The 25776-nt window shown below is 69.3% G+C and carries 29 protein-coding genes and 1 tRNA gene; 9 read left to right on the top strand and 21 right to left on the bottom strand.

Translation table 11 applies throughout. The annotated features are described in order from the left end of the window. Window positions 1-33: 33 nt before the first annotated feature. Both ACFYRU_RS12805 and ACFYRU_RS12800 read right to left on the bottom strand, forming a co-directional pair. Window positions 34-786: a hypothetical protein gene (locus ACFYRU_RS12805; RefSeq protein WP_387656903.1), complete on the bottom strand. Its 753-nt coding sequence runs from the start codon at window positions 784-786 to the stop codon at window positions 34-36. Window positions 787-1197: 411 nt separating this feature from the next. Continuing rightward, complete coding sequence (locus ACFYRU_RS12800) at window positions 1198-1998, bottom strand: class I SAM-dependent methyltransferase (RefSeq protein ID WP_387656900.1); 801 nt, start codon at window positions 1996-1998, stop codon at window positions 1198-1200. Window positions 1999-2086: 88 nt separating this feature from the next. Between ACFYRU_RS12800 and ACFYRU_RS12795 the strand changes: the two genes are divergently transcribed. Next, window positions 2087-2944, top strand: coding sequence for an aminoglycoside phosphotransferase family protein (locus tag ACFYRU_RS12795; RefSeq protein WP_387656898.1), 858 nt, complete (start codon window positions 2087-2089; stop codon window positions 2942-2944). Here the strand turns inward: ACFYRU_RS12795 and ACFYRU_RS12790 are convergent. The 3 genes from ACFYRU_RS12790 to ACFYRU_RS12780 all read right to left on the bottom strand — a co-directional run bounded on the left by ACFYRU_RS12790 (window position 2925) and on the right by ACFYRU_RS12780 (window position 5568). Then, entirely contained in the window at window positions 2925-3662 is a 738-nt protein-coding gene (locus ACFYRU_RS12790) for a phytanoyl-CoA dioxygenase family protein (RefSeq protein ID WP_387656895.1), read from the bottom strand. The genes ACFYRU_RS12795 and ACFYRU_RS12790 overlap by 20 nt on opposite strands. 41 nt (window positions 3663-3703) lie before the next feature. Beyond that, window positions 3704-5122: an alpha/beta hydrolase gene (locus tag ACFYRU_RS12785; protein WP_387656892.1), complete on the bottom strand. Its 1419-nt coding sequence runs from the start codon at window positions 5120-5122 to the stop codon at window positions 3704-3706. An 83-nt stretch (window positions 5123-5205) separates the two neighbouring features. After that, entirely contained in the window at window positions 5206-5568 is a 363-nt protein-coding gene (locus ACFYRU_RS12780) for a nuclear transport factor 2 family protein (protein ID WP_387656890.1), read from the bottom strand. 124 nt (window positions 5569-5692) lie between these two features. On the opposite strand from ACFYRU_RS12780, the gene ACFYRU_RS12775 reads away from it, so the two are divergent. Together ACFYRU_RS12775 and ACFYRU_RS12770 are read left to right on the top strand one after the other, a co-directional pair. Next, window positions 5693-6487: a helix-turn-helix domain-containing protein gene (locus ACFYRU_RS12775; RefSeq protein WP_387656887.1), complete on the top strand. Its 795-nt coding sequence runs from the start codon at window positions 5693-5695 to the stop codon at window positions 6485-6487. Then, entirely contained in the window at window positions 6484-6987 is a 504-nt protein-coding gene (locus ACFYRU_RS12770; RefSeq protein WP_387656884.1) for a DinB family protein, read from the top strand. Before ACFYRU_RS12775 ends, ACFYRU_RS12770 begins: the two co-directional genes overlap by 4 nt. A gap of 38 nt (window positions 6988-7025) precedes the next feature. Here the strand turns inward: ACFYRU_RS12770 and ACFYRU_RS12765 are convergent, their stop codons facing one another. Both ACFYRU_RS12765 and ACFYRU_RS12760 read right to left on the bottom strand, forming a co-directional pair. Continuing rightward, window positions 7026-8108 (bottom strand): hypothetical protein, encoded by a 1083-nt coding sequence (locus ACFYRU_RS12765; protein WP_387656881.1) that lies wholly within the window; start codon window positions 8106-8108, stop codon window positions 7026-7028. Continuing rightward, window positions 8108-8623 carry a SigE family RNA polymerase sigma factor gene (locus tag ACFYRU_RS12760; RefSeq protein ID WP_387656878.1) on the bottom strand — a complete coding sequence of 172 codons (516 nt, stop codon included), beginning with the start codon at window positions 8621-8623 and terminating at the stop codon, window positions 8108-8110. Before ACFYRU_RS12760 ends, ACFYRU_RS12765 begins: the two co-directional genes overlap by 1 nt. Window positions 8624-8796: 173 nt before the next feature. Here ACFYRU_RS12760 and ACFYRU_RS12755 point away from each other — a divergent pair, with 173 nt between their 5' ends. Further along, the gene (locus ACFYRU_RS12755) at window positions 8797-10005 is read left to right on the top strand and encodes a hypothetical protein (protein ID WP_387656876.1); all 1209 of its coding nucleotides are present in this window, start codon (window positions 8797-8799) and stop codon (window positions 10003-10005) included. A gap of 229 nt (window positions 10006-10234) precedes the next feature. Here ACFYRU_RS12755 and ACFYRU_RS12750 read toward each other — a convergent pair whose 3' ends face one another. Beyond that, window positions 10235-10489: a hypothetical protein gene (locus tag ACFYRU_RS12750; RefSeq protein ID WP_387656873.1), complete on the bottom strand. Its 255-nt coding sequence runs from the start codon at window positions 10487-10489 to the stop codon at window positions 10235-10237. A gap of 388 nt (window positions 10490-10877) precedes the next feature. Here ACFYRU_RS12750 and ACFYRU_RS12745 point away from each other — a divergent pair, with 388 nt between their 5' ends. Beyond that, the gene (locus tag ACFYRU_RS12745) at window positions 10878-11231 is read left to right on the top strand and encodes a hypothetical protein (RefSeq protein ID WP_387656870.1); all 354 of its coding nucleotides are present in this window, start codon (window positions 10878-10880) and stop codon (window positions 11229-11231) included. Here the strand turns inward: ACFYRU_RS12745 and ACFYRU_RS12740 are convergent. From ACFYRU_RS12740 to ACFYRU_RS12720, 5 genes are all read right to left on the bottom strand, one after another. Continuing rightward, window positions 11228-11710: a hypothetical protein gene (locus ACFYRU_RS12740; RefSeq protein WP_387656868.1), complete on the bottom strand. Its 483-nt coding sequence runs from the start codon at window positions 11708-11710 to the stop codon at window positions 11228-11230. The genes ACFYRU_RS12745 and ACFYRU_RS12740 overlap by 4 nt on opposite strands. Then, on the bottom strand, window positions 11710-12243 hold the full coding sequence (locus ACFYRU_RS12735) for a SigE family RNA polymerase sigma factor (RefSeq protein ID WP_387656865.1): 534 nt from the start codon (window positions 12241-12243) through the stop codon (window positions 11710-11712). Before ACFYRU_RS12735 ends, ACFYRU_RS12740 begins: the two co-directional genes overlap by 1 nt. A 21-nt stretch (window positions 12244-12264) precedes the next feature. Next, a complete protein-coding gene (locus ACFYRU_RS12730; RefSeq protein WP_387656862.1) occupies window positions 12265-13605 on the bottom strand; it encodes a diguanylate cyclase in 1341 nt (446 codons plus the stop codon). Window positions 13606-13719: 114 nt separating this feature from the next. After that, entirely contained in the window at window positions 13720-15252 is a 1533-nt protein-coding gene (locus ACFYRU_RS12725) for a helicase HerA-like domain-containing protein (RefSeq protein ID WP_387656860.1), read from the bottom strand. A gap of 58 nt (window positions 15253-15310) precedes the next feature. Next, window positions 15311-16015: a peptidoglycan-binding protein gene (locus tag ACFYRU_RS12720; RefSeq protein ID WP_387656858.1), complete on the bottom strand. Its 705-nt coding sequence runs from the start codon at window positions 16013-16015 to the stop codon at window positions 15311-15313. Between the two features lie 158 nt (window positions 16016-16173). Between ACFYRU_RS12720 and ACFYRU_RS12715 the strand changes: the two genes are divergently transcribed. After that, window positions 16174-16467 (top strand): type II toxin-antitoxin system VapB family antitoxin, encoded by a 294-nt coding sequence (locus ACFYRU_RS12715; protein ID WP_141857271.1) that lies wholly within the window; start codon window positions 16174-16176, stop codon window positions 16465-16467. A gap of 32 nt (window positions 16468-16499) precedes the next feature. Then, the gene (locus ACFYRU_RS12710) at window positions 16500-17063 is read left to right on the top strand and encodes a LytR C-terminal domain-containing protein (protein ID WP_387656854.1); all 564 of its coding nucleotides are present in this window, start codon (window positions 16500-16502) and stop codon (window positions 17061-17063) included. On the opposite strand, the gene ACFYRU_RS12705 is transcribed toward ACFYRU_RS12710, so the two are convergent. The 5 genes from ACFYRU_RS12705 to ACFYRU_RS12685 form a co-directional block, all read right to left on the bottom strand. Further along, window positions 17060-18571 (bottom strand): potassium/proton antiporter, encoded by a 1512-nt coding sequence (locus ACFYRU_RS12705; RefSeq protein ID WP_387656851.1) that lies wholly within the window; start codon window positions 18569-18571, stop codon window positions 17060-17062. The two genes, ACFYRU_RS12710 and ACFYRU_RS12705, sit on opposite strands and share 4 nt — an antisense overlap. 111 nt (window positions 18572-18682) lie before the next feature. After that, a tRNA-Ser gene (locus ACFYRU_RS12700) sits at window positions 18683-18773 on the bottom strand. A 13-nt stretch (window positions 18774-18786) separates the two neighbouring features. Beyond that, the gene (locus tag ACFYRU_RS12695) at window positions 18787-19215 is read right to left on the bottom strand and encodes a nucleoside deaminase (protein WP_387658101.1); all 429 of its coding nucleotides are present in this window, start codon (window positions 19213-19215) and stop codon (window positions 18787-18789) included. A gap of 31 nt (window positions 19216-19246) precedes the next feature. Continuing rightward, the gene (locus tag ACFYRU_RS12690) at window positions 19247-19729 is read right to left on the bottom strand and encodes a tRNA adenosine deaminase-associated protein (RefSeq protein ID WP_387656849.1); all 483 of its coding nucleotides are present in this window, start codon (window positions 19727-19729) and stop codon (window positions 19247-19249) included. A gap of 133 nt (window positions 19730-19862) precedes the next feature. Then, a complete protein-coding gene (locus ACFYRU_RS12685) occupies window positions 19863-20024 on the bottom strand; it encodes a hypothetical protein (RefSeq protein WP_387656846.1) in 162 nt (53 codons plus the stop codon). A 96-nt stretch (window positions 20025-20120) separates the two neighbouring features. On the opposite strand from ACFYRU_RS12685, the gene upp reads away from it, so the two are divergent. Then, on the top strand, window positions 20121-20762 hold the full coding sequence (gene upp, locus ACFYRU_RS12680) for a uracil phosphoribosyltransferase (RefSeq protein ID WP_387656843.1): 642 nt from the start codon (window positions 20121-20123) through the stop codon (window positions 20760-20762). A gap of 16 nt (window positions 20763-20778) precedes the next feature. Here upp and ACFYRU_RS12675 read toward each other — a convergent pair whose 3' ends face one another. Together ACFYRU_RS12675 and ACFYRU_RS12670 are read right to left on the bottom strand one after the other, a co-directional pair. Next, on the bottom strand, window positions 20779-21681 hold the full coding sequence (locus ACFYRU_RS12675) for a 1,4-dihydroxy-2-naphthoyl-CoA synthase (protein ID WP_387656840.1): 903 nt from the start codon (window positions 21679-21681) through the stop codon (window positions 20779-20781). Further along, the gene (locus ACFYRU_RS12670; protein WP_387656837.1) at window positions 21678-22697 is read right to left on the bottom strand and encodes a LacI family DNA-binding transcriptional regulator; all 1020 of its coding nucleotides are present in this window, start codon (window positions 22695-22697) and stop codon (window positions 21678-21680) included. Before ACFYRU_RS12670 ends, ACFYRU_RS12675 begins: the two co-directional genes overlap by 4 nt. Before the next feature lie 145 nt (window positions 22698-22842). On the opposite strand from ACFYRU_RS12670, the gene ACFYRU_RS12665 reads away from it, so the two are divergent. Next, window positions 22843-24774, top strand: coding sequence for a Xaa-Pro dipeptidyl-peptidase (locus tag ACFYRU_RS12665; protein WP_387656834.1), 1932 nt, complete (start codon window positions 22843-22845; stop codon window positions 24772-24774). On the opposite strand, the gene ACFYRU_RS12660 is transcribed toward ACFYRU_RS12665, so the two are convergent. Next, window positions 24771-25697, bottom strand: coding sequence for a helix-turn-helix domain-containing protein (locus tag ACFYRU_RS12660; protein ID WP_387656831.1), 927 nt, complete (start codon window positions 25695-25697; stop codon window positions 24771-24773). The two genes, ACFYRU_RS12665 and ACFYRU_RS12660, sit on opposite strands and share 4 nt — an antisense overlap. Window positions 25698-25776 lie beyond the last annotated feature (79 nt).

Below are 25776 nucleotides of genomic sequence, written 5' to 3'. Positions count from 1 at the left end.
TGGGGCCTTGTCGTTTGCTCGACCCACAAGTGGTCAGGCGACGATCGTGTATCCGTAGCGCTTCATCTCGCCGGCGACTGCGGAGTTGAAGATGCCGGTGACCTCCAGCCTGAAGTGTGTCTGGATCTCCCGGATCACACGCTGGAAGTGCAGATGCCACGGCACCCCGGCCGCCGGTACCGTCTCCGCCTTCGTGATCGCACCGACCCGCGGATGCGCCGCCCACGCGATCACCCGGGCCCGGTCCGCACCCCACACCCCGGTCATCGCGTCGTGCGTCCGCGCGTACGCCATCGCCGCCAGCGAGATCGTCGAGTCCGGCACCGGCACCTTCGGCGGGTGCGCCTTCAGGTACAGCTCCCAGGTCATCCCGTAGTACCCGGCCGGCCCGTCGTCCTGGCCCCGGTTCGCCAGCCCGTTCAACTTCCGGTGGTACTCCGCGACCTGCACGGCCGCGCCGCGGGACAACTCCTTGTCGCCGACCGCGATCGCGTGCACGTGGTACGGCCAGTTGCCCTGCGCCGGCGTCCGCAACCAGGCGGCGAACCCGACCTCGCGGAGCGCTTTCACGACGGCGACCCGCTGCGCGGCGCTCTTCGTCCGTACGTCGACGTCGACCGCGCCGCCGCCGTCATGGGTACCGGCGGACGCCTCGACGCCGCCGGCGTTGTACGACCCCTGCAGGATCGCGAACTTCGAGTGGTACAGCTGCTCCGCGGCCTCGACCATCGCCACGGTGCGCTTGTTCATCGTGACGCCGCGCCAGGAAATCCTTGCCTCAGGCATCTTTCCTCCCGAGGATCAGCTCGGCGTCGTCGGCCGCGCCGAGCGCCTCCAACTGGTCCAGTTCGGCCTCGGTCAACTCGTCGTCGAACACTTCCGGCATAGCTAGTCCTCCCCCTTGGTGTCCGCACACCGACCCCTGGTGCACGAAAATCGCGAACCAGCCTAGGCCGCTGTCAGGTCAGCTACTACCGGTGAAGGTTTGAGGAACGTGAAGTTTTCCGACGACTTCGCGTGCCAGGGTGTGTGCCGGGCCCCGATCTGGGGTACCTGTAGGTGGTCCCGCGGTTCGGTCAGTGCCATTCGGGCATGGGTGGTGTTCACCGAGCCGCGAGTTCTCCCACTGAGGGGCGGGAGAACGACCGGCCCGGCGGGTGTGTCACTCCCAGGACGCACCCGCCGAGACCGGAAATCTCACAGCGCTGATGCGACGAACAGGTACCTGTTCAAGCTGAAGAAGTAGCTGTCGCCGAGACTGCGCAGATCGTCCGCCCACGCGCGCGCCTCGTCCGCCGTCAGGTCGCCGCGGCCGGGCACGAAGGCGGACACGATGTCGATCAGCCCGGCGCTGAACGTCCGCGGGTCGTACCCGGTGTTCAGGATCGGTACCACCTGTTCGTGCGTCGGCGTGAATCCGGTCTTCGCCAGTACGTCGGCCAGCCTCCGGGGCAGATGCGGATCCGCCAGGTGTTCTTCGAACGCGGTCAGTACCCGCGCCATCCGGTTGTCGTCGCTCGACCGCCACACGAGCGAACCCCAGTCGGTGTCGAGCAGTACGACGCGACCCGCGGGCCGGAGCACCCGCCGTACCTCCTGCAGTGCGCCGGCCACGTCCTCGACGTACTCGAAGACCTGGGTCGAGACGACCACGTCGAAGCTTTCCGCCGGGTACGGGAGCCGGTCGGCCGACGCCTGCTCGAGCTCGATCGGCGGCCCACCTGGTACCTCTGCCCGGGTCTGCGCGATCGCGAGCATGCTGTCGCTGATGTCGACACCACAGATCCGCCCCTCCGGCCCGACCTCCGCCGCCATCTCCGCGGCCAGCAGGCCCGGCCCGACGCCGACGTCCAGTACTCGATCCCGCGGCCGCAGCGCGAGCGCGGCCCGCACCGCCCGCCGCTGCTCGATCACGTCCGGCGTGGTGTACACCGCCTCGATCTGCCCCGACACCTGCGCGTCGAACTGCAACCCGTCCACATCCACCTCTCCGCCCATCCCCACATCATGATCCTCGATCCCGCCCCTGGGGAGGCCAGATCGAAACCGAATGAAATGCCCCGAGCTGCCCCGATAAGTTGACGTGATGATCACTTTGCCGGAGTCGTTCCTGGCGATGCCGCGGTGGTGGACGGAGGGTGCTGAGTGGTTGGAGGGGCTGCCGGCGGCGGTTGAGCGGCAGTGTGAGGTGTGGCGGCTGAGCGTGGTGGGAGCGGTTGCACACGGGTCCAACGCGATTGTCGTACCGGTCGCGCGGGACGGTGCGGAGTTCGTACTACGGATGTCGCCGCCGGGTGCCGAGGTTGCGGAGCAGGTGTGGGCGCTCCGGTGGTGGGCAGGTCGGGGCATGGCCCAGCTGTACGACGCGGACGTCGAGGCCGGCGCGATGCTGCTGGAGCGGTTGTCCACACCGTTGACGAGTAGGCCGATCGACGAAGCGGTCGCCGTACTCGGGCAGTTGATGCAACGGCTCGCCGTACCCGCGCCGGACGGCGCACGCTCGACCGCCGACATCGTCACGACCCGAACCGCTGAACTGGAGCCCCAGTGGGAACGGCTCGGCCGGCCGTTCGACGTCGCGATCCTGCGCGAGGCGCTCGACGTCGCGCCGGCCGAGACCACCTCGACGCTTGCGGTCAACGGCGACTTCCACTCGGGTCAGGTGCTCGCCGGGCAACGCGAGGAGTGGCTGACCGTCGACCCGGTGCTGTTCCGCGGGGACATCGAGTACGACCTGGGCCGGGTCCTGTGGTGGGACCTCGACAAGATGGACGACATCGTCCGGTACTTCGACATCGCGGTCCAGGAAGCGGGTCTCGATCGCGACCGGGCGCGTGACTGGGTGCTGTGGCGGACCGTCGACTACTGGTTGTGGGGGCTCTCGGCGGGCCTCACGACCGACCCGGTCCGCTGCGCACGGTTGGTCAGCGCGCTTTCCAGATGAACCGGCTGCGCATCATCCGCGGTACGTCGGCCGCATTCGGTGCGATCGAGTGCAGGATCCACGGATGGGTCAGGTACACGTCGCCCGGCTCCCCGGTCAGCTCCACGACTCGTACCGGCAGCCCGTCGACCTCCGCGGGCTCCATCGGGTCGACGGTCCGTTCCTCCGAGGTCAGATTGCGGAACCACGGATCGGACCGCAGCAGCTGATCGCGGACCGCCTTGAACTCCCGCTCGTCGGTCGTGGTCAGGAACCGCTCGAACACCCGATGCGAACCGGCGACCTGCGGCGTACCACCGCCGCCCGGTCCGACCGAGTCGTAGAACGCCCAGATCTTCACCGCACCGACCGGCTCCTCGAAACCCGCATCGGTGTGCCACTGGCGATGCGGCACCGCCCACGGAACGCCTTCGGGCATGGTCACGAGCACCTGCCCCTGATGCTTCGGCTCGATCCATTCGCCCAGCAGACCGTCCAGCGCCGAACGCACCCGTGGTCCGAGGATCGCGTGCGCCCGCCGATCCGACTTGGTCGTCTTCAGCCCGGTCGGCCGCAACACCGTCCACGTCGTACGGTCGTCGCGATCCATTCCGTGCCGCTCGGACAGCTCGCGCCACAGCACGTCACGCATCCCGGCAGCCTCGTCGGCGGAGAACGCGGACGGGAGCTTCACGATCCCGTCCCGCTCGAAGATATCCAGCTCCTCGGCAGTGAGCATGCGCTCCATCCTGCGCTCACTGCCGAGAGCGTGCGACCGAATTAACAGCTGTCGGTAGGCATCTGCCCCTTCAGGAGGTAGGCGCTGATCGCGTCGCGGGCGCACTGGGAGTTGAAGTACGCCGTGTGCCCGAAGGTGTCTGCGGTGAGCAGCCGGCTGTGGTCGATCTGGCGCGCCAGGCTGCGCGCGTTCTCCACCGGGGTCGACGGGTCGTGCAGCGTCGACGTGATCAGGATCGGCGCAGCGCCGTGCACCGGCGTCGGGTGCCACGGGTTGCTCGGCGGGATCGGCCAGCCCGCACACGCGGCCGTGATCGCCCAACCCTCGACCGCCGCGCCGACCCGCGGCGCGACCGCCTTGGCCAGTGCGAGCCGTGCCCGCGCATCGACGTACCCGTGCAGCTCACCGGGGAGGTCCATGCAGGACACCGCCGCGTACGCCGTCTCGGGATCGCCGACGTAGCTGAGGTTCGCGAAGTCGGTGCCGTCGCCCTTCGCCGCCTTGGCCAACGCGGTCGCGAGCGCCGGCCAGTTGTCCGACACCATCGACGTCAGTGGCAACAGACTCGGCAGCGCCATCCGCATCACGTCGCCGTTCACCGGGCCGTTCGGGCCGGGCAGCGGGGTCTTGTCGGCCTTCGCGACCGTCCGGTCCCAGACCGCGCCGACGTTCTGACCGTGCAGGGCGCAGGACGTCTCCTCCGAGCACCACGCGGCGAAGCGGTTGAAGCCGTCCTCCATCACCTTCGCCTCGTCGAGCATGAACTTCGTCGGGTTCTGTTTGTGGTCGACGATCCCGTCGAGCACCATCCGCCCGACCCGTTGCGGGAACTGCTGCGCGTACAACGTGCCGAGATACGACCCGTACGACAGCCCGATGTAGTTGAACTTCCGCTCGCCGAGCGCCGCGCGGATCGCGTCCATGTCGCGCGCGACCGTCGCGGTGTCCAGATTGCGCATCAGGTCGCCGTGTTGCTTCAGGCACTGCTCACCCGTCGCTCGGCTCGACGCGACCAGAGCGTCGTACGCCGCCTTGGACTTCGGGAACACAGGTACGCCGCGGCGCAGCACCGGGCCGCAGTCGAGCTGACTGCTGCTGCCGGTCCCCCGCGGATCGAAGCTGACCAGGTCGTACCTGTCCCGGAACTGCGGGAACACCGCATCCGCCAGCCCCGCGGCGAAGATCGACCCGCCGGCGCCACCGGGCCCGCCAGGATTGAAGAACAGTGCACCAAGTTTGTGTTTCTGGTTCTTCGCCGGCACCTTCGCGACGAAGACGTGCGTGGTCGGCCCGGTGGGTTTCGACCAGTCCAGCGGCACGGTCAGCGTCGCGCACTGCTCGACCGCGCCGGGCTTACATTCCTTCCAGTGCAGGGATTCCGCGGCGGCCGCCGTACCGGTTGGTACGGCGGCGAACACCACGGCTCCCGCTATCGATGCCGCCGTCAACGATCTCCACATGCCAGCCAACCTATGTGGCGGGTCGCGCGGCTCACATCAACCGTTCGGCTACTCCTGGCTCATCCCTCGGTATCAGCGCCGGATCAGTGTGCGGGCGCGAAGTCGTGGAACCCGATCAGCTTCTGGATCTTGCCGTCGGCGTCCAGTACGACGATGTCGGTACCGCCTGCCACCGGCTCCTGTCCCTCGGCCTTCAGGTGCCAGGTCCAGCGCAGGTAGTTGTGGTGCTCGTCGATGTCGCCGATCCGGACGAACGACAGCCCCGGGAACATGTGCTGCGCGGCGCCGACCAGCTTGTTCAGCTCGTCCTGGCCGTTGGTCTCGAAGCTCGGGTCCTGGAAGGTCGCGTCGGCCGTCCAGGTAGCGGCGATCAGCTCGGCCCGGCGGTCCGCGTCGGCGGCGTTCCACATCGCGAAGTACTGGTCGGCGAGAGCGTTGGCGTTCATGGTGTTTCCTCCTGGTTCGGTGTTGCTCGGTTGCGATGACCAGAACCTTGCCGCCACACCCGGCGTACGGTCGATGACGTCAGAGGTAATGGTCTTGTCTACGCAACCCGATACCGTCGGCTGCATGGCAGCGACGATCGAGGAGACCTTCCAGCGTCCGGTGGGCGAACTGCTGCGCGGCTGGCGGGAGCGCCGGCGGCTCAGCCAGCTCGAGCTCGCGAACCGGGTCGAGGTGTCCACCCGGCACGTGAGTTTCGTTGAGACCGGGCGGTCCAAGCCGAGCCGCGAGATGGTGCTGCGCCTGGCCGAGCACCTGGACGTACCGCTGCGCGACCGGAACCAGTTGCTGCTGGCCGGTGGCTTCGCGCCGATCTACAGCGAGGCGTCGCTGCATTCGCCCGCGATGCTCGCGATCCGTACGACGCTGCGCCGGCTGCTGAAGGCCCACGAACCGTACCCGGCGCTCGTCGTCGACCGCTGGTGGAACATCGTCGAGGCGAACGCCGGGATCGCCCTGTTCACCGAGGGCGTGGACGAGAAGTTGCTGCAGGCACCGATCAACGCGCTCCGGCTGACCCTGCACCCGGACGGCCTGGCCCGGCGGATCGGCAACATCGCCGAGGTTCGCGCCGCGGCGCTGGCCGGACTGCAACGCCAGGTCACCAGTACGGCCGACCCCGAGCTCCAGGACCTGTACGACGAACTCCGCGGGTACGCCGTACGCGACAAGCCGGCCGCGCCCGGGCCGACGGATGTCGTCGTACCGTTCAACCTCACCCACGACGGGCGGGAACTGTCGCTGCTGACGACAATCGCGACGTTCGGGACACCGCTCGACGTGACTGTCTCGGAGCTGATGATCGAGTCGTTCTACCCGGCCGACGACGCGACGGCCGACTATCTGCGGAGCCGCGGATGAAGCCGCCCAGGGAACTGGCCGACACGATCGAATCGCATCTGCAGAACCTCGAACGCTTCCGCGGCATCGTCGAGGACAAGCTGACCGGGCTGAGCGACGCCGACCTGCGGAGCAGCCGCCTGCCGTCGGGCTGGACACCGCTGGAACTGCTCAAACACCTGGTGTTCATGGAGCGGCGGTGGATCCGCTGGGGCTTCATGGCTGAACCGGTCGAGCATCCGTGGGGCGACTCGGCGGACGACCCGGACGGGCGCTGGACGCTCGGGCCGGACGACACACTCGAAGGTTTGCTGGCTCAGCTGCACGTCGGCGGAGAGTTCACGCGCCAGGTGGTGAGCGGGCGGGATCCGGCGGAGAGTGCGCCGACCGGGGGCCGTTTCGGGACCGACGACCGGCCGACGCTGAACTGGATCCTGTTCCACGTGCTACAGGAGTACGCGCGGCACGCGGGCCACCTGGACGTGGCCCGCGAGCTCGCGGATGGTGCCACCGGCGAGTAGGCCTGCAGGGTTGGTCTACTCGCCGGTGGCCGGGGGACCTACCGGCTGGAGGAGGGGTGGCCGGTAGGGAACGCCGTCGGGACGCTCGGGGTCGGGAAGCTGGGCTTCCCGGTCGGCGTCGGGAAGGTCGGCTTGCTCGGCAGCGTCGGCTTGCCCGCGGGCAGCGTCGGCTTGGCGGTCGGGATCGTCACCTTGCCCGGGTCGACCGTCACCTTGACCTTGCCGGTCACCGTGACCGTCGGCACGGCCGGGGCCGGTACGGACGGCTTACCGGTCGGCTTGCCCGGAACTGTCGGCAGGGTCGGCTTCGCGGTCGGTACGCCGGTCACGCAGTCCGGCAGCGCCGGCAGGCTCGGCTTGGTCGACGGCACGGTCGGCACAGTCGGCAGGGTCGGCTTGGCCGGCAGCGACGGCTTGGCGGTCGGCAGCGTGGGCTTCGCCGGCAGCGACGGCTTGCCCGACGGCAGCGACGGCTTGCCCGACGGCAGCGTCGGCAGGGTCGGCTTGCTCGGCAGCGTCGGCTTCGTCGAAGGCAGTGTCGGCTTGCCCGGGAACGTCGGCTTCGCAGTCGGGAAGGTCGGCTTGCCCGTCGGGAAGGTCGGCTTCGCGGTCGGGAGCGTCGGCTTGCTCGGCAGCGACGGCTTCGACGTCGGCAGGGTGGGCTTGGCCGGCAACGACGGCTTGCCCGACGGCAGCGTCGGCTTGCCCGACGGAAGGGTCGGGAGCGTCGGCTTGCCCGGCAGCGACGGGTGCACCGACGGCGGGGTGTTCGGGTCGATCGTCTTGTTCACCGACACGGTCACCTTCGGCAGCTGCGGCTTCCCCGGCTGCTGCGGAAGGCAGGTCGGGTCGACCGACGGCACCTTCGAGGCATCGGTCGGAATGACCGCCGGCACCGGCGGCTTGCCGCCACCCGCCAGCAGGTTCTTCACCGGTGCGGGTCCGCCGACCGCGGCGGACACCGTCGCAACGGTTCCGGCCAGCGCGGTCACACCGGCCGCGGCCAGGCCCCGGCGCAGCCAGGTCAGCCGCTTGCCACGGCGCATCAGGTCGCCGGCGTCCGGCTGGTACGGCTCCATCTCGTACGCGAGAGCGTCTCGTACGCGCTGCTCGTCACTCATCAGTTTCCTCCAACTCCGCTGTCGATCAGGTCGGGTGCCAGACGCAACTTGGCCAGCCCGCGGGAAGCCGTGCTCTTCACGGTCCCGGGCGCCATGCCGAGCAGTTCGGCGGTCTCGGCCTCGGAGAGATCCTGCGAGTAGCGCAGCGCGACCACGGCTCTCTCCCGGACGGTCAGACCGTTCAAGGCCGAGAGCACGGCCTCCCTGGTCTGCACGTCCGCGGCGAAGTCCGCCACCGCTCGCTGATCCCAATCGTTGAGCACCGGGTCGCTGGGTACCTCGTTGTTCCAGCGCCGGCGGGTCTGGGTGAGGAACCGGTTGACGAGCACCCGCCGGACGTACCGCAACGGGTCGCCGTCCAGCCGGTGCCATTTCGGGTAGGACCGCATCAACGCTTGCTGCACCAGGTCCTCGGCAGCATGCCGATCACCGCACAGCATCTCCGCGAAACGGAGCAAGGGGGTCGACTGCGCTTGCACGAAGCGCTCGAAGTCTGCGTCCGCGGACCGGGTCATCGATTCTCCTCAGCCTCAGCCTCTGTCACACCGGTCCAAACCCGGTGAGCAACCGATCGGGTTCTGTTCCGTCACCAACTCCTTGGAAGAAATTTATTGACGGTCTGGTCAGAGTCGATGTTCATGAGTCACATTGGAGGAACACACCTTCACCGCCCCGGAGGTTTCCGCCCATGCGTATCACTGGTAGAAGTACGTCCGCAGCCTGTCTCGCGGCTGCCGCGGCCATCCTTGCCGCGACCTTTACGCTCGCCCCGACGAGCACCGCCGCCCCGACCTCACCGGTCGCCGTCTCCGCCCAGCCGGCCAACTCGAGCAACGTGCAGCTCGACGGCAACCGGATCGTCCTCGGTGACGCCGCGGCCTCGATCGGAGCGGCCGAGCTCAGACAGCGCTCGGGTCTCGCCGAGCTGAAACCCGTTCGGTTCGGTACGCCGACGTCGGCCGTTGTGGTCGGGTACACCACCGGTACGCCGGACGGCTCGACGGCCGAGGTCGACGTACGCGCATGGTTGAACGACAGGTGGTCCGAATGGACTGCGGTCAGATCCGGTACGCCGACCGCGCTGCCGGGCGCTAGCGACCAGGTGCAGGTACGGGTCATCCTGCTCGCTCCGCCGACGGGCGCGAAGCCGTGGGTCGGCGATGTCACGGTGCAGCCGACCGACAAGGCCGTCGCGCCGCGGATGTCGTTGCAGGCTGCGCCGGTGACGTCGCATGTGTTCGCGACGCGCGAGGGTCTCGTCGGTGGTACGACGGCCAACGGGCACGTGATCGTCAGCCGCGACCACTTCGTCGCGCTGCCGTCACGGCGCGGGCTGTCGGGCAACGGCTCCGGTACGTACTCGGTGAAGGTCTGCACCGCGTCGCGTTGCGCGTTCGAGCCGGTGTGGGACGTCGGGCCGTGGAACACCAAGGACGACTACTGGAACCCGAGCTCGACGCGGGAGATGTGGCAGGACCTCCCGCAGGGCAAGCCGGAGGCGCAGGCCGCGTACCAGAACGGGTACAACGGCGGGAAGGACCAGTTCGGTCGTACGGTCGCCAATCCGGCCGGGATCGACTTGGCGGACGGCGTGTTCTGGGACGCGTTGAAGCTGGCGGACAACGGCTGGGTGGACGTCACGTACCTGTGGACCGGTGATGGTGGCCGCGGCACGGTTTCCATCTCGTCCGGGTATCTCAACGTGCGCAACGCACCCAACTCGTCCGGCGCCGTGGTCGGTATGGCCGGCAAGTCGGCGCAGGTGACCGTCGAATGCCAGACGACGGGTGAGTCCGTGACCGGCTCCCAGGGCACGAGCAACGTATGGCTCCGCGTCAACGCCGGCATGTACGTCGCCAAGGCGTGGGTCAACGCCGCCTCCTTCGGCGCCTGTTAGAGCTCGGGCGGCGGACGCCCAGGCCATCACAACTGTCTGAGACGTCCGCCACTCCCGCGTGCTCGCCCACCGCACCGCCGATTGCAATGGCCTGGCGGACCGCCACCACTCACTACCCCCGGCACCCAGCGCGTCCGCACGCTCGTCGATGGCTCGGCGAACGCGCGGGCGGTTGCTTGGTCAGTGGTGGCGGTCCGGGACTGCTTGGAGAGCGCTGGCCAGCCGGTGACTACTTGCCGCGTGGCGAGACCGTCGGCGGCTCGCTCGGCGTGGGGCGCCGGCCCGGGGTCCGGTTCGGGTCGACGGTCGGGGTTTGGCGCGGGCCGGGGGTGCGGGTGGGGGCGACGGTCGGGGTTGTGCGCGGGCCGGGGGTGCGGGTCGGCGGGGCCGACGGGGAGGCGGTGGGCGTCGCGCTTGCGTCGCAGGTCGGGGCGACGGTCGGCGGCAGGCTCGGGGTGGCGACCGGGCGGCGGCTCGACGGCACCGTTGGCGAAACCGTTGCTGTGGGCACCGTTCGCTGGGTTGGGCTGACGCTCGGTGGGAGCGTGGGCGTGGGGACTGCTCGCCGAGTCGGGCTCACCGTGGGCGGGAGGATCGGCGTGGGGACCGCACCGCGGGTCGGGCGGATACTCGGTGGGAGAGTCGGCGTACGAACCGCTCGCGCGGTCGGGGGGACGCTCGGTGGGAGGGTCGGGGTGGGGACTGCGCGGCGGGTCGGGCGGGTGCTCGGGGGGAGGGTTGGGGTGGGGACTGCGCGGCGGGTCGGGCGGGTGCTCGGGGGGAGGGTTGGCGTGCGGTCGGCTCGTGGGGATCGGGTTGGGGTGGTGCTTGGGATCGGGGTTGCGGGACGGGTTGGGGTGTCGGCTGTTGGGGTGGGTGCCGGGCGGCGGGTCGGTGGGTTGGTGGGTGCGGCGGTCGGTGTCCAGCAGGTGGGGGACGGGACCGGGCGGGTGGACGGGGTGTTCACCTCGATCGGGGTCACGGTCGGCCGCGCCGATGTGGCGGCCGGTCCGCCCTGGACCACCGCGCGCGTGTCGGCGTTGTTGCTGCGCGCCATCGCCGTACCGGCCACCGCGACCCCGACGACCGCCGCGGCCGCGAGTCCGCCCAGCAGAATCCGGGTAGTCCGTCGCTTCCGTCCTACCTCGTTCATTGTTGCCCTCCGCACCTATGTGATGTTCGGTCAGGCCGAAGGACGCCACCGACCGGCCAAATGGTTCTGCTAGCGCGGTGAACCGATGGTCGGAGTCGGATAGCGGCCGGGAGTACGAGGGAGGACAGGTGTGGTCGGCGTCGCGGTCGGCGGCGACTCGATTCGGGTCGCGCTCGGACGGACCGACGGCGGTTCCGTCGGCGTCGTACTCGGGGCCGAGGTCGGCGTCGGCGTCCTCGGCGGGTACGTCGGCGTTCCCGTGCTCGGCGGGTACGTCGGTGCCGGCATGCTCGGTGGGTCCGTCGGCGTCGGCGTGACTCGTCGTACGGGCGTGCTCGACGGCGGATCGGCCGGCTGCGGTACGTCGCCCCGCAGCGAGCCGCCCCCGAAAACACCTCCCGCCGCGATCACCCCGGCAACAGCAACCGAAGCCGCCACCACCGTCACCCGGCCACGGGTCCGCCGACGCCGCGCCCCCGCGATCACCCGTGCCGGGTCGAGCGGCGCGACCGAGTGGTCCGGCGCCAACGCCTCCCGAAGCTCTTCCTCCATCACATCCCCACCCCCAAACCACCTACGCCGCTCAGTTCCGGGGCAGTTCGGAGTTTGTCCAGGGCTCGGGCGTTGGCGCTCTTCACCGTTCCTACTGCCACCCCGAGAACCGCGGCCGTCTCTCGTTCGGTCAGGTCTTCCACGTAGCGGAGTACGACCACCGCTCGCTCGCGACGGCTCAGCGCGGCCAGGGCGGAACGGACGGCGACCCGCCGTTGGACCCCCGTACTCGGGTCGCCGACCGCTTCCAGGAACAGATCCAGCTCGGCGGCATCACCGGTCGGACGCTCCCGCCACGGGCGTCGGCGTACCCACGACAAGTGCTGGTTGACCACCGCCTGGCGGACGTACGCGAACGGGTCCGCCATCTCGATCCGGTCCCAGCGCAGGTACGCCTTCTCCAGCGCCGTTTGGACCAGGTCCTCGGCGAGGCCCGCGTCGCCGCAGAGCATCCGGGCGAAGTGGACCAAGCGCGCGGATCTGGCCAGCACGAAGGCCGTGAAGTCGTCGTCACGACTCCCCGCTGCCGCCATGCGTGCTCCGTCCTGCCGTTCTCACCTCACAGGACGCTGGGCAGGAGCCAAAGGTTCTGTCTGTTCGGAGAATTTCGTGGCCGGCAGCAATCGGGGCAACTCGATCACGTCCGCGGCCAGCCGGACCCGGTTGCGGCCGGCGGCCTTCGCGGCGTACATCGCCCGGTCCGCGCGGAGCAGCAGGTCGTCGACCGAGGCGCCGTCGTTCGGATAGACCGCGACCCCGATACTCACGGTGAGGTGGAACATGTCCGGGTCCAGGTCCGGGTCGTCGAGGACGCCGGCACACATCGCCGCCAGCGGGCTGTTCGCGACCGCGTTCCGGAGCCGGTCCGCGGTGACGGTCGCCTCGTCGATCCCGGTGTCCGGCAGCGCGATCACGAACTCCTCGCCGCCGAACCGCCCGATCACGTCCTTGGCCCGGATCGCGCTGCGCAGGATCGTCGCGACCGCGCGCAGCGCCTCGTCGCCGACCAGGTGGCCGTGCCGGTCGTTCACCAGCTTGAAGTGGTCGATGTCGATCAGCAGGACGGCCATCGGTTCGTGCTGGTTGCGCGCGGTGCGGAGCATCTGCTCGGTCCGGCGGCGCCACCAGTCGACCCGGGTCAGGCTGGTCTTGGGGTCGGTCTGCGCCTCGGTCTCGAACTGCGACAGCAGCAGCGCGCGTTGGGCGGTCAGCGTGATCGGGATCGCCACGAACGCGAACCACGGCGTCACCAGGCAGGCCGCCGCGAGCAGACAGCCGAGCGTGGCCGCGGTCGCGTCGGTGCACAGGTCGTCGAGGCCGCCGACCGTCTCGCGGCGGTTGCTGCCAGGGATGATCAGGGAGATCGCGAGGCCGCACAGCAAGGTGTCGGTGAGGACGTACGCGAAGGCGCCGCCGGCCATCGAGACGACCAGGCCGAGGCCGCTGTCGCCGGTCAGGTCCCGCGCAGACACGTACACGGCGTGCGCCGCGCCGACCGCGAGGACGTGGACCGCGGTGGAGAAGGCCCAGCGGTACGGGATGCACTTGCCGGCGCGGATCCGCCACCAGATGCGTAGCAGTACGGCGACGAGGATCGCCAGGGCGGGATGCAGTACGACGGCCGCGGCGATCATCCACGCCGGGGCGAGGTCCTTGTGCAGCGCGCCACCGCGGCGCCGGCGGCTCTCGACCCGGCGCGCGCCCTCGACCGAGATCAGCGCGGAGACGGTGAGCGCGAACACGACGTCGAGGCCGCGCCAGCTGGGGCGCTCGGTGAAGGCGTGTACGCCGTACGCGATGGCGGCCAGGTCTACGAGCACGACGACGAGGAACGCCGGGACCGTCAGGGTCCAGAGCGCCCAGGACCGGACCGCCTGCCTACTCTGTGCAACCATCACCTCACACGGTACGACGAGTAGGCGTCACGTCTCAATCGGTGACGGCGCGCTGCCGGATGACGGTATGAGAACGATCGAGAGCCGTCAGCAGGTCAGTCGTTTGATCAACAATCAGCGGCGGCGGGCGGCGCCGAAGAGGCCTCTTACTATTTCTCGGCCGGCGGAGCGGGCGAACTGTTTGAAGGCGGAGGAGCCGATGACCTGTTCGACCATCGACTTCTCCGGCTTCTGGGCGCGTGGGCGTGGCGCCTCCTGCTCCTGCTGCTGCTTCTCGGCCTCGGCCTGCTCGGCCCCGGCCTGTACCTTCGCCGCGAGGATCTCGTACGCCGACTCGCGGTCCACCATCTGCGAGTACTTGGCGTTGTTCGGCGACGCCTGCACCGCGGCCGTCATCTGCTCCGCCGAAGCCGGCGCCATCAGCGACTGCGGCGCCCGCAGCCGCGTCCACGCGACCGGGGTCGGCGCGCCGGACTCGTTCATCACCGTCACGATCGCCTCGCCGATCCCGAGCTGGGTCAGCACCTCACCGAGGTCGTACGACGAACTCGGGAACGTCGACACCGTCGCCTTCAGCGCCTTCGCGTCGTTCGGCGTATGCGCCCGCAACTGGTGCTGCACCCGTGACCCGAGCTGCGCGAGCACCGCGTCCGGTACGTCCTTCGGCGTCTGGGTCACGAAGAACACACCGACGCCCTTGGAACGGATCAGCCGTACGGTCTGCGCGATCGAGTCCAGGAACGCCTTCGACGCGTCGTTGAACAGCAGGTGCGCCTCGTCGAAGAAGAACACCAGCTTCGGCTTGTCCACGTCGCCGACCTCGGGCAGGTCGTGGAACAGGTCGGCGAGCAGCCACATCAGGAAGGTGGAGAACAGCGCCGGCCGGTCCTGCAGGTTCGGCAGCTCGAGCAGCGAGATGAGGCCCTTGCCGTCGCGCTGCTGGAGCAGGTCCCCGGTCTCGAACTCCGGCTCACCGAAGAACGCCTCGGCACCCTGGTCGGCGAACCCGATCAGCGCCCGCAGGATCACCCCCGCCGTCGCCGCGGACAGTCCGCCCAGGTCCTTCAGGTCCTCCTTGCCCTCGTCCGAGGTGAGGTGCTGGATGACCGAGCGCAGGTCCTTCAGGTCGAGCAGCGTCAGCCCGGCCTTGTCGGCGTAGTGGAAGATCAGCCCGAGCGAGGACTCCTGGACGTCGTTCAGCCCGAGCACCTTGGACAGCAGTACCGGCCCGAACGACGTGATCGTCGCCCGGATCGGGATCCCGGTGCCCTGGCCGCCGAGCGCGTAGAACTCGGTCGGGAACCCGGTCGCGGTCCAGTCCTGGCCGATCGCCTTGGTCCGGGCGAGCAGCTTGTCGCCGCCCGCGCCCGGCTGCGAGATCCCGGACAGGTCGCCCTTCACGTCGGCCGCGAACACGGCCACGCCGGCCGCCGACAGCTGCTCGGCCATCAACTGCAGGGTCTTGGTCTTACCGGTACCGGTGGCACCCGCGACCAGGCCGTGCCGGTTCATCATCCCCAGCGGGATCCGGACCGCCGCCTCCGGTTTCGGCTCACCGTCGACCAGCAGTGCGCCGAGCTCGAGCGCGGCCCCCTCGAACGCGTACCCCTGCTTGACGGTCTCGACGACGTCGGCTTTCTCGGCCATCTGAGCGTGCCTTTCCCCGGTTGACGGAAATACCCGCTCAGATGCTAGTCCTCCGATGTCAGCGCATCACGACCACACGCGTTGCGCCGGCGGCGAACGACCAGATCGTCACCGACATCGACGCCGAGACCCGGATGCAGCCGTGCGAGGCGCGGTAGTTCGTACCGAGCAGCCAGTCCGGATGGATCTGCGCGCCGTTCGACTGGTACGTCGGGATCTGGTGGAACCCCACCCCACACGGCGCGAACCGGACGAAGTGGTTCAGGTAGAGCCGACCGCCGTCGGTGTTCCGCAGTACGCGCGCAGGCCGGCCGCACTTCGAGCCGCTCGTGTACGTCCCGGGCTTCAGGTACGTAGGGTTGTCGATGATCCCGCCCTGCCGGACGACCTTGCCCCGGGCATCGATCAGCCACAGCCAGTTCTGGGTCTGGCTGATCACGATCCGGCGCCCGCTCCCCGAACCCCGGGGTACCGCGCGGACGTCGCAGCGTTTCGCGGTCGAGGCCATCAGCCGGGAGTACGTCGTACCGCTCAGGAGACCGGTCTGCCCGAGCGCGTTCGCGGACTGGAAGCGGGCCGTGGCGGCCTGGGTCATCGCTCCGGCCTGACCGTCGACCGGGCCGGAGCCGCAGCCGAGCGCGTTCAGCCGGGCCTGGGCGCCCTTCACCTGGGTCACCGTGACAGCGTCCGCCGGGACCGTCGCGCCGAGGCCGACGGCGGCCACCGCAACGGCCGCCATGCCGAGTTTCGGAAGAATTCTCATGACGTTCACCCCCCTCGCGGTGCCTGCCGGGTGACGTGCACCGGTGTTCGTCCGGTCTGACGCCCAGCTCCTCCAAAAGGTTGAAATCCGGCAGCGGACTATTCCGGTGACATTCCTGACCTCCTCGCGAGACCTCGGACCCGGCTAGACTCCGGGGGGTGATCTTCAAGCGCGTCGGGGACGATCGGCCGTACCCGGACCACGGGTTGCGGCCCAAGGACTGGTCGGCCCTGCCACCACGGCAGGTGCGGCTGGACGAACTCGTCACGACCAAGGGCACCCTTGACCTGAACGCGCTGCTGGACGAGGACTCGACCTTCTACGGCGACCTGTTCGCGCATGTCGTGGAGTGGAAGGGCGACATGTACCTCGAGGACGGCCTGCACCGCGCGCTCCGTGCCGCGCTGCAGCAGCGCCAGGTGTTGCATGCACGGGTACTGGTAGTGGACTGACCAATGGCTGCCGCTCACGGGGGGTGGAGCAGATGACAGCGATCCATCCGCAACCGAGACCGCACTCGCGGATCCGGTGGCGTACACCGATCACGATGGTGATCCTGCTGGGGATCCTGGCCGGGGGCGGCTGGTGGGGCTGGAAGTCGCTGATCAGCTCCAGTGCCGAGCCGACCTGCACCGAGCAGAAGCTGACCAACAACCGCCTGCTGCCCAAGCAGGTCGTGCTGAACGTCTACAACGGCGGTGCCCGCGCGGGCTCGGCCGGCCGGGTCGCGGACGCGTTGAAGAAGCGCGGGTTCAACATCGACAAGGTCGCGAACGAGCCGAAGGGCGACAAGACCGACATCGTGGCGCTGCGCGGTGCCACCGCGACGGCGCCGGAGATGCTGCTGGTCGCCGGTCAGCTGAACCAGAAGGCACAGATGATCGCCGACGGCCGCACCGACCACACGGTCGACCTGGTGATCGGCGCCGGTTTCGGCTCGGTCAGGCTCAAGGGCATCCCGTCGGTCACCGTTGCCCCCAATACGACGGTCTGCCTCCCGATCGTCGGTACCCCGCAACCCGTTCCGTCCGGGCAGAATCCCAACTAGGTCTGTTCGCGGCCGCGTTCGCCGAACCAGCCGGCCAGGCGGCCGGCTCGGGACACGGCACGGAGTCGCCGTACCGTCTGCTCGCGGACCGGGCTGGGCGCGACCACGAGCAGCGAGTCGTCGGCCCGGAGCACGGTACGGCGGTCCGGTACGAAGACCTGATCGCCGCGGATGACCAACGAGACCGAAACGCCCGGTGGCAGCCGCAGCTCGCCGATCTCCACCCCGGCCAGCCGGGACTGGCTCGGTACGCGTACCTGCAGCATGTCGGCGCCGAGCGACTCGAGCGGCGCGACGTCGATGTCCACCTCGTGGGCGGCGTTCTCGTCGAGTACGTTCAGCCGCTTCGCCAGCCACGGCAGCGACGGTCCCTGCAGCAGCGTGAAGACGAGGACGAGTACGAACACCACGTCGAAGATCCGCTCCGCCTGCGGTACGCCCTCGGCCAGCGGGATCGTCGCCAGCACGATCGGTACGGCGCCGCGCAGACCGGCCCACGAGATGAACGTCCGCTCCGCCCACGGCAACCGGAACGGCGCCGCCGAGATCGCCACCGACGCGAACCGCCCCACGACGGTCACTGCGATCCCGATCACCAGCGCGACGAGTACGTCGTTCCACCCGAAAGCCCCCGGTGACGCCAGCAGCCCGAGCATCACGAACAGCCCGATCTGCGCCAGCCAGGCGATCCCGTCGACGAACGACCGGGTCGCCATCCGGTGCGGGAGCTCCGCCCGCCCGAGCACCAGCGACGTCACGTACACGGCGGCGAATCCGGACACGTGCAGCAGTACGGAGCCGCCGGCGTACGAGATGAACGCCACGGAGAGCACCGCGAGCGGGTAGAGGCCCGCGGACCCGAGCGCCATCCGCCGGATCAGGCCGACGCTCACCCAGCCGATCAGCAGCCCGAACAGCGCGCCGACGACCAGTTCGTACAGTACGAGGCCCGCGAACGACAGCAGGCCCTTCTCGCCGATCTCACCGGCGCTCACCAGCGTGACCAGCAACACCGTCGGGGCGTCGTTCAGCCCGGACTCGGCCTCCAGCGCTCCCCGTAGTCGTGGCCGGATCGGCACCTTTCTCAGCACCGAGAACACAGCTGCGGCGTCTGTGGGGGACGTCACGGCTCCGAGCAGCACGGACAGCTGCCAGTTGAGACCGAGGATGTAGTGCGCCACGCAGGCGACCACGGCGACGCTGACGGCGACACCGACCGTCGCGAGCACCAGCCCGAGCGGCATCACCGGGCGTACTTCGTTCCACCGGGTGGTCAGGCCGCCCTCGGTCAGGATCACGACCAGCGCCGCGAACCCGAGCGCGTGCGCCAGCTGGGCGTCCTCGAAGTGGATGTGCCCCGGTCCGGACTCGCCGAGCACCAGGCCCATGCCGAGGTAGATCAGCAGCGACGGGAGCCCGATCCGCGCGGACAGCCGAACCGCGACCACGGCCACCAGCAGGACAGCCGCGCCCCCGAGAAGGATCCGGTCGAGCTCAGCTACGTCCATTGGGGGCCTCTCGTCGAGAGTCGGGTCCCGAGTCAGGTCCAGAGAGACGAAAACCCTGACGCATCACACAGCATCAGGGTCTCCGGCCTATCTGCCACCCCGGAGGGCGGTTGGCGGTGGCGGAGGGATTTGAACCCTCGGACGGGGGTTGCCCGTCACGCGCTTTCGAGGCGCGCTCCTTCGGCCGCTCGGACACGCCACCGCCGAGGACAATATCAAGGTCGGTGCCCGATGAAGAAATCGCGCAGCCGCGCACCGGCCACATCGGCCAGCACGCCGCCCACCACCTCGGGCCGATGGTTCAGCCGCCGGTCCCGTACGACGTCCCACAACGACCCCACCGCGCCGGCCTTCTCGTCGTACGCCGCGAAGACCAGCCGCTCCAGCCGGGACAGCACGATCGCCCCGGCGCACATCGTGCACGGCTCCAGCGTGACCACCAGCGTGCAGCCGGTCAGCCGCCACTCGCCGACGTGCTCGGCCGCCGCGCGGATCGCGAGTACCTCGGCGTGCGCGGTCGGGTCGCCGGTCGCCTCGCGTTCGTTGTGCCCGCGGCCGATGATCTCGCCGTCCTCGGCCACCACCAGCGCGCCGATCGGTACGTCGGGCAGCGCCCGCTCGCCCTCCTCGAGCGCGAGCGTCATCAACCGCGACCACTCCTGGCGCAGCAGCGGACTAGCCAACGGCTTCGATCGCGTCGTGGAACTGGTCGCCGAAGCCGAGCGTGTCGGCGATCTCCTCGAGCATGTCGTCCGGGTAGAGATCGACGTCGTCACAGAGCGCGCCGAGGTCCATCGCGGTCATCCCGAGGTCGGCGATGATCGCGAGATCGCCGGCCGGTACCTGCTCGTCGTCGTCATCGGCCAGCGGGATGTCGAGCTCGTCGACGATCTGCCGGGCCAGCGGCCACTCGGTCGCCGCGGTGACGTCGGAGATCAGCAGCCGCGCGCGTCCGCCCTGGACCCGGACCAGGACGAAGAAGTCCTCGTCGACGGAGACCATCCCGAGTACCCCGGCCTCGCCCGGGAACCGGCGGAGCGCGGAGACCAGCGTGGACAGGTCCGGCTCACCGCGCAGGACCAGCGGAGTGACGGTCCAGTGGCCGTCCTCGGTGTAGGCAGCGACCGCGAAATCCAGGTCCGTAGCCGTATCTGACACGGCATCCATGGTCGCAGAGTTCCGCCGGGCGTGGGAGGTTGCGGACCCCCAGGCCATCACAATTGCGTCTCTTCCGCCCGGCGCCGCCTGCGCCGGCGCGATCGGCGCGATTGGGATGGCCTGGCGGTCCGGGTCAGTGGTGGTAGGTGGCTCGGCGCATCGCCTCGCGGAGCTGGCGGACGCGGGCCCGGCGGGGTGCGATCCGGTCGCGGAGCGCCTTCGCCTCCTCACGCTCCCGCAGGAACGCCGCACGGCGTCGTAACCGGTCCAGCTGCTCGGGCGTCTTCTCGGTCATCGGCTCACTCCCCGATGGGCGGCAGGGGCAGCACTTTCCAGTTTGACAGCGAGCGCGCTTTCCCGCGCCGAATCGCCGACGGTACCGTTCGGCCTTATGCAGATCCTCGTCGTGGACCACCCGCTCGTCGCCCACAAGCTCACCGCGCTGCGCGACGAGCAGACGGACTCACCCACGTTCCGCCGGCTGACCGAGGAGCTCGTCACGCTGCTCGCCTACGAGGCGACCCGGGACGTGCGCACCGGTCCGGTCACGGTTCAGACCCCGGTCGCGGAGGCGGAAGGCGTGAAGCTCGCCGCGCCGAAGCCGCTGGTCGTCCCGATCCTGCGCGCCGGTCTCGGCATGCTCGAAGGCATGACCCGGCTGCTCCCGACCGCCGAGGTCGGTTTCCTCGGCATGGTCCGCAACGAGGAGACCCTGACCGCGTCGACGTACGCGGAACGCCTCCCGGAGGACCTGTCCGGGCGCCAGTGCTACGTCCTCGACCCGATGCTCGCCACCGGCGGCACGCTCGCGGCGGCGATCCAGTTCCTGGTCGACCGCGGCGCCGACCACATCACCGCAATCTGCTTGCTCGCGGCCCCTGAAGGCGTAGCCCGCGTCGAACGCGAACTCACCGACCTCGACGTCCCGTGCAACCTGGTCATCGCCGGCATGGACTCCCACCTCAACGACAAGGGCTACATCGTCCCCGGCCTGGGCGACGCCGGCGACCGCCTCTACGGCGTCGCCCAGTAATTGCCTACGACAACTATCAGAAAGCGTACGGGTACGGCGACCAGTCGGCGGGACGCTTCTCGAGGAACGAGTCGCGGCCTTCGGCGGCCTCGTCGGTGCCATAGGCGAGCCGGGTCGCCTCGCCGGCGAACAGCTGCTGCCCGACCAGACCGTCGTCGATCTGGTTGAACGCGTACTTCAGCATCCGCTGCGCGGTCGGCGACTTCGCGCAGATCTTCTTGCCCCACTCCAAAGCAGTTGCCTCGAGCTCCGCGTGCGGTACGGCCTGGTTCACCATGCCCATCCGGTACGCGTCCGCGGCCGAGTACTCGTCGCCGAGGAAGAAGATCTCCCGCGCGAACTTCTGCCCGACCTGCCGGGCCAGGTACGCCGAACCGAACCCGCCGTCGAACGACGCCACGTCCGCGTCGGTCTGCTTGAACCGCGCGTGCTCGGCGGACGCCAGCGTGAGGTCCGCTACCACGTGCAGGCTGTGCCCGCCGCCCGCGGCCCAGCCCGGTACGACGCAGATCACGACCTTCGGCATGAAGCGGATCAGCCGTTGTACTTCGAGGATGTGCAGCCGGCCGGCCCGCGCCGGGTCGATCGACTCCGCGGTCGTGCCCTCGGCGTACTTGTACCCGTCCTTGCCGCGGATCCGCTGGTCGCCGCCGGAGCAGAACGCCCAGCCGCCGTCCTTCGGCGACGGACCGTTGCCGGTCAGCAGCACGCAGCCGACGTCGGTGGACATCCGCGCGTGGTCGAGTACGCGGTAGAGCTCGTCGACGGTCTGCGGCCGGAACGCGTTCCGTACCTCGGGCCGGTCGAAAGCGATCCGCACCACCCCGGCGTCGACCGCACGGTGGTAGGTGATGTCGGTCAGGTCGAAACCGTCGACCTGCTTCCAGGCAGACGGGTCGAAGATCTCGGAGACGGTCACCCCCGGAGAATAGCCGTGCTCTCCCGAAGGACGACTTCGGCCTTGAAGGTCTCGGTGGTCGCCTCGCCGCCCTCGATCGCCAGTTCGAGCGCCCGGCGGCCCATCTGCTCCAGTGGCAGCCGTACGGTCGTGAGGCCCGGCCAGACGTCCCGCAGCGTGGCGATGTCGTCGAACCCGGCGACGCCGAGCTTGCCCGGTACGTCGACGCCCCGCGCGCGCAACGCCGACATCGCGCCGACCGCCATCACGTCGTTCACCGCGAACAGGCAGTCGACGTCGGCGTTCCGGTCGAGCAGTTGTCCCGCGGCGGCGTACCCACCGTCCCGGGTGAAGTCACCGGTCTCGACCGCAATCGGTTCCAGGCCCGACTCGGCCAGTCCGGTGACGAAGCCGTCGCGCCGATCGCGTGCGGTGGCAAGGGTTTCCGGCCCACCGAGCACAGCGAACTTCCGGTAGCCGAGCCGTACCAGCGCTCGGGCCAGATCCGCCGAACCAGAACGGTTGTCGGGTTCAACGGTGTGCGCGGGCATGCCGGACTGGCTGACGAGCGCGAGGCCCGCGCCGGAGCTGAGGAAACTCTCCACCTCGGTCGCGGTCCGCGCCAGGCTCTCGGCGTCGGTACGGCGGCTGCCGATCATCACCGCGGCCCGGGCTCGTTGCGCGCGCAACGACGACAGGTAGGCGATCTCGCGGTCGGAGTCGCGGAACGTACTGGCCATCATCACCAGCAGGTTGCGCTCGTCCGCGGCCCGCATCACGCCGTTCGCGATCGCGGCGAAGTACGGGTCCTCGATGTCGTGCACGAGGATGCCGACCACGTTCGTCGACGACTTGGCCAGCGCCTGGGCCTGGGCGTTCGGCGTGTACCCGAGTTCGTCGGCGGCTGCCTTGACCCGCTCCTGCAGCTCCGGACGGGGAACGCGGTCCCCGCCGTTCAGCACACGGGACGCGGTCGCGACCGACACGCCCGCACGCTGTGCCACGTCCAGCAGTGTCACCGGTGCTCGCAGATTCATGGGCCTACCCTTCTTTCATCCCCCCGGTGGGCGGTGGCGGTCACCATACCGAACCCGTCTGTTCTTACGCTGAGTATCGGGCAGGTCGCTGCCAATCTCGGCAGAACCTGGCATTGCGGCCCCGGAGTGACTAGCCTTCCCAGCCATGAGGACCGTCCGCGCCAGGGTGACGATCCTGGTCTCGTCCGCTGTGCTCAGCCTGTCGACCCTCGCCGGTCCCGCGATGGCTGCCCCGCTCCCGGACGGGCCAAGTACGCCGGCCCCGGCAGCTCCCAGTGTGCCGCAGCACGTCGACGCGCGCACCCAGAGCACGCAGCCGGTCTACGACTACTCCGCGGCGATCCGCGAGTCGGTGTACGTCGACACCACGATGGACACCGACTCCGACGGCAAGGACGACGTGATCGCGGTCGACATCGTCCGGCCCAGCGAGACCGCCCTGGCCGGCGTGAAGATCCCGGTGATCATGGACGCCTCGCCGTACTACACCTGTTGCGGACGCGGCAACGAGAACGAGAAGAAGACCTACGACGGCGACGGCGTGATCCGGAAGATGCCGTTGTTCTACGACAACTACTTCGTCCCGCGCGGGTACGCGATGGTCGGCGTCGACATCCTCGGCACCGGCCGCTCCACCGGCTGCGGCGACGTCGGCGGCCGGGACGAGATCCAGTCCGTCGTCGACGTGATCGACTGGCTGAACGGCCGCAACACCGCGCACACCGCCGACGGGCAAGCGGTGCAGGCGACCTGGACCACCGGCGCGGTCGGCATGATCGGCAAGTCGTACGACGGCACGCTGGCCAACGGCGTCGCCGCCACCGGGGTCAAGGGCCTGAAGACGATCGTGCCGATCTCGGCGATCTCCTCGTGGTACGACTACACCCGGTCCGGCGGCGTGCCGTACTCGGACGACTACATGCCCTGGCTGGGCGGGTACGTCGGCAACGACAACCCGGCGTGCGACGAGGTACGCGGCGAGCTCGGCGACAGCGACGACGACGACACCGGCGACTACACGGCGTTCTGGGCCGAACGCGACTACACCAAGAACGCGTCCAAGGTGAAGGCGTCGGTGTTCATGACGCACGGGCTGAGCGACTACAACGTACAGACGAACCACTTCTCGCAGTGGTGGTCGGCGCTGTCCCGCAACAACGTTCCACGCAAGCTGTGGCTCGGGCTCGAGGACCACGTGGACCCGTTCGAGTTCCGCCGCGACGAGTGGGTGGCCGAGCTGCACAAGTGGTTCGACTACTGGCTGCAGGGTCTGCACAACAACGTGATGAAGGAACCGATGGTCTCGGTCGAGACCACGCCGGACGTGTGGCGCAACTACCAGACCTGGCCGGCCGTGAACCGGCCGATGTCGGTGCCGCTGGCAACGGGCAAACTAGGTGCCACGGGCAAGGGTACGGTCACGATCACCGACGACACGGACCTGACTGAGGACGACATCGTCGCGGATCCGACCGAGGTGATCGCCGGCCGGCAGATGTTCGTGTCCGCACCGCTCGCCGCCCCGCTGCGGGTCAGCGGTACGCCGTCGGTCACGCTGCGGCTGAAGTCCGACTCGACGACCACGCCGATCACGGCCCGGCTGATCGAGTACGGCGACGCCCAGCGCTACTCGGGCATTCGCCGTACCGACAACAGCACCTGCGAGGGCTCCAGTACGGACTACGACGACAGCTGCTACTTCACGGTCCAGAAGCTCACGACCGAGAGCGATCACGGCATCGTCAGCCGCGGCTGGATCGACGCCGCGCACAGCAAGTCGGTGTCGAGTCCTACCCCGCTGACGCCCGGCCAGTGGACGACCGTGAACGTCCCGCTGCGCGCCCAGGACGAGATCATCCCCAAGGGCCGCGTACTCGGCCTCGCGATCACGCTGTCCGACACCGAGTGGACCACCCCGAACGACACCGGCGCCACCATCGACATCGACGTAGCCGCCAGCAAACTGAACATCCCCGTAACCGGCGGCAAAATCACCGCCCCCACCAAACTCCAGCCGATCGACGTCGAAATCACCACCCCCACCCAACGCCCCAACCTCCACGACCCGAAGAACTAGTTGCCTTCGGCTACGAAGTGCATGGGGTCGCCGAAGGCTAGGTCCGTGATGCCGGCGGTGTGGAAGGCGCCGATCAGGAGGGATCTGCGGTGGGCGGCGAAGGTCAGGACGTGGGCGACCATGCCGCCGTAGGTGAAGACCCGTGGTGGTTCGCAGGTGGTGTCGACGAAGCTTTCGTCGAAGCGGCCGTCCTCGTTCAACTGGTTGACCAGGGCAACGAAGCGGGCGCCGGCCTCGGCGTGCCGGGTGCGTAGTTCGGGGATCGGGGTACGGACCTCGCGGCCGCATTCGGGGACCTGGAACGGGCGGTCCTCGACCGAGGCCAGCCACATCTCCTCCTGCCAGACCAGCCGGTCCAGCAGGTAGCGGATCGAGATGTCGTCGTCGATGCCCTCGACGGACAACTCGATCGGCCGGTCCAGGGTGGCGGCGTCCAGCCGGGCGCCGCGTTCGATCATTTCTCCGGTCAGCCACACGTGGTGCTCGACCATCCTGACAAGTACGTCCATGCCCCTCACCTTTCTGCGGGCCGGCAGCCGGAGTCCGGCCGGCGGCTGGAAATGCACTCCACTGGGCGCCGCGAGGAAGAACACCCGCGACGCTTCCCGCCGCCACTCCCGCGGCGGCATCCCGTACGCGTGGGCGAACGCGCGCGTGAACGCCTCGTTCGACCCGTACCCGGCCTCGACGGCGACATCGAGCACCGAGCTCTGCTCGGTCAGGAGCCGGTACGCGGCCCGTTCCAGCAGCACGCGCCGCCGGAACGCGAACGGCGACTCGCCCGCGACCGCGCCGATCACCCGGTCGAAGTGGAACCGCGACAGGTGCACCCGCCCCGCCAACCCGGCTCCGTCGACCTGGTCGCACGGACCGCTCAGACCGGCCGCGACCACCGCCACGAACTCCTCGAACACATCCGCCATGTGCACCACTGTGCCCCCACCCGGCCGCCGCCGACTTGATCGAAATTGCGCTGGTTGGCGGAGTACTCCGCAATGTGGA

Origin of the sequence: Kribbella sp. NPDC004536, assembly GCF_042873835.1 — a bacterium.
Classification (GTDB): Bacteria; Actinomycetota; Actinomycetes; order Propionibacteriales; family Kribbellaceae; genus Kribbella.
This window is presented reverse-complemented; position numbering and strand designations above follow the sequence as displayed.

What these genes read in the sequence shown, in the direction of transcription:
- ACFYRU_RS12805 (WP_387656903.1), bottom strand. Translation starts at nt 786, where the DNA reads ATGCCTGAGGCAAGGATTTCCTGGCGCGGCGTCACGATGAACAAGCGC.
- ACFYRU_RS12800 (WP_387656900.1), bottom strand. Translation starts at nt 1,998, where the DNA reads ATGGGCGGAGAGGTGGATGTGGACGGGTTGCAGTTCGACGCGCAGGTG.
- ACFYRU_RS12795 (WP_387656898.1), top strand. Translation starts at nt 2,087, where the DNA reads ATGATCACTTTGCCGGAGTCGTTCCTGGCGATGCCGCGGTGGTGGACG.
- ACFYRU_RS12790 (WP_387656895.1), bottom strand. Translation starts at nt 3,662, where the DNA reads ATGCTCACTGCCGAGGAGCTGGATATCTTCGAGCGGGACGGGATCGTG.
- ACFYRU_RS12785 (WP_387656892.1), bottom strand. Translation starts at nt 5,122, where the DNA reads ATGTGGAGATCGTTGACGGCGGCATCGATAGCGGGAGCCGTGGTGTTC.
- ACFYRU_RS12780 (WP_387656890.1), bottom strand. Translation starts at nt 5,568, where the DNA reads ATGAACGCCAACGCTCTCGCCGACCAGTACTTCGCGATGTGGAACGCC.
- ACFYRU_RS12775 (WP_387656887.1), top strand. Translation starts at nt 5,693, where the DNA reads ATGGCAGCGACGATCGAGGAGACCTTCCAGCGTCCGGTGGGCGAACTG.
- ACFYRU_RS12770 (WP_387656884.1), top strand. Translation starts at nt 6,484, where the DNA reads ATGAAGCCGCCCAGGGAACTGGCCGACACGATCGAATCGCATCTGCAG.
- ACFYRU_RS12765 (WP_387656881.1), bottom strand. Translation starts at nt 8,108, where the DNA reads ATGAGTGACGAGCAGCGCGTACGAGACGCTCTCGCGTACGAGATGGAG.
- ACFYRU_RS12760 (WP_387656878.1), bottom strand. Translation starts at nt 8,623, where the DNA reads ATGACCCGGTCCGCGGACGCAGACTTCGAGCGCTTCGTGCAAGCGCAG.
- ACFYRU_RS12755 (WP_387656876.1), top strand. Translation starts at nt 8,797, where the DNA reads ATGCGTATCACTGGTAGAAGTACGTCCGCAGCCTGTCTCGCGGCTGCC.
- ACFYRU_RS12740 (WP_387656868.1), bottom strand. Translation starts at nt 11,710, where the DNA reads ATGGAGGAAGAGCTTCGGGAGGCGTTGGCGCCGGACCACTCGGTCGCG.
- ACFYRU_RS12735 (WP_387656865.1), bottom strand. Translation starts at nt 12,243, where the DNA reads ATGGCGGCAGCGGGGAGTCGTGACGACGACTTCACGGCCTTCGTGCTG.
- ACFYRU_RS12730 (WP_387656862.1), bottom strand. Translation starts at nt 13,605, where the DNA reads ATGGTTGCACAGAGTAGGCAGGCGGTCCGGTCCTGGGCGCTCTGGACC.
- ACFYRU_RS12725 (WP_387656860.1), bottom strand. Translation starts at nt 15,252, where the DNA reads ATGGCCGAGAAAGCCGACGTCGTCGAGACCGTCAAGCAGGGGTACGCG.
- ACFYRU_RS12720 (WP_387656858.1), bottom strand. Translation starts at nt 16,015, where the DNA reads ATGAGAATTCTTCCGAAACTCGGCATGGCGGCCGTTGCGGTGGCCGCC.
- ACFYRU_RS12710 (WP_387656854.1), top strand. Translation starts at nt 16,500, where the DNA reads ATGACAGCGATCCATCCGCAACCGAGACCGCACTCGCGGATCCGGTGG.
- ACFYRU_RS12705 (WP_387656851.1), bottom strand. Translation starts at nt 18,571, where the DNA reads ATGGACGTAGCTGAGCTCGACCGGATCCTTCTCGGGGGCGCGGCTGTC.
- ACFYRU_RS12695 (WP_387658101.1), bottom strand. Translation starts at nt 19,215, where the DNA reads ATGACGCTCGCGCTCGAGGAGGGCGAGCGGGCGCTGCCCGACGTACCG.
- ACFYRU_RS12685 (WP_387656846.1), bottom strand. Translation starts at nt 20,024, where the DNA reads ATGACCGAGAAGACGCCCGAGCAGCTGGACCGGTTACGACGCCGTGCG.
- upp (WP_387656843.1), top strand. Translation starts at nt 20,121, where the DNA reads ATGCAGATCCTCGTCGTGGACCACCCGCTCGTCGCCCACAAGCTCACC.
- ACFYRU_RS12670 (WP_387656837.1), bottom strand. Translation starts at nt 22,697, where the DNA reads ATGAATCTGCGAGCACCGGTGACACTGCTGGACGTGGCACAGCGTGCG.
- ACFYRU_RS12665 (WP_387656834.1), top strand. Translation starts at nt 22,843, where the DNA reads ATGAGGACCGTCCGCGCCAGGGTGACGATCCTGGTCTCGTCCGCTGTG.
- ACFYRU_RS12660 (WP_387656831.1), bottom strand. Translation starts at nt 25,697, where the DNA reads ATGGCGGATGTGTTCGAGGAGTTCGTGGCGGTGGTCGCGGCCGGTCTG.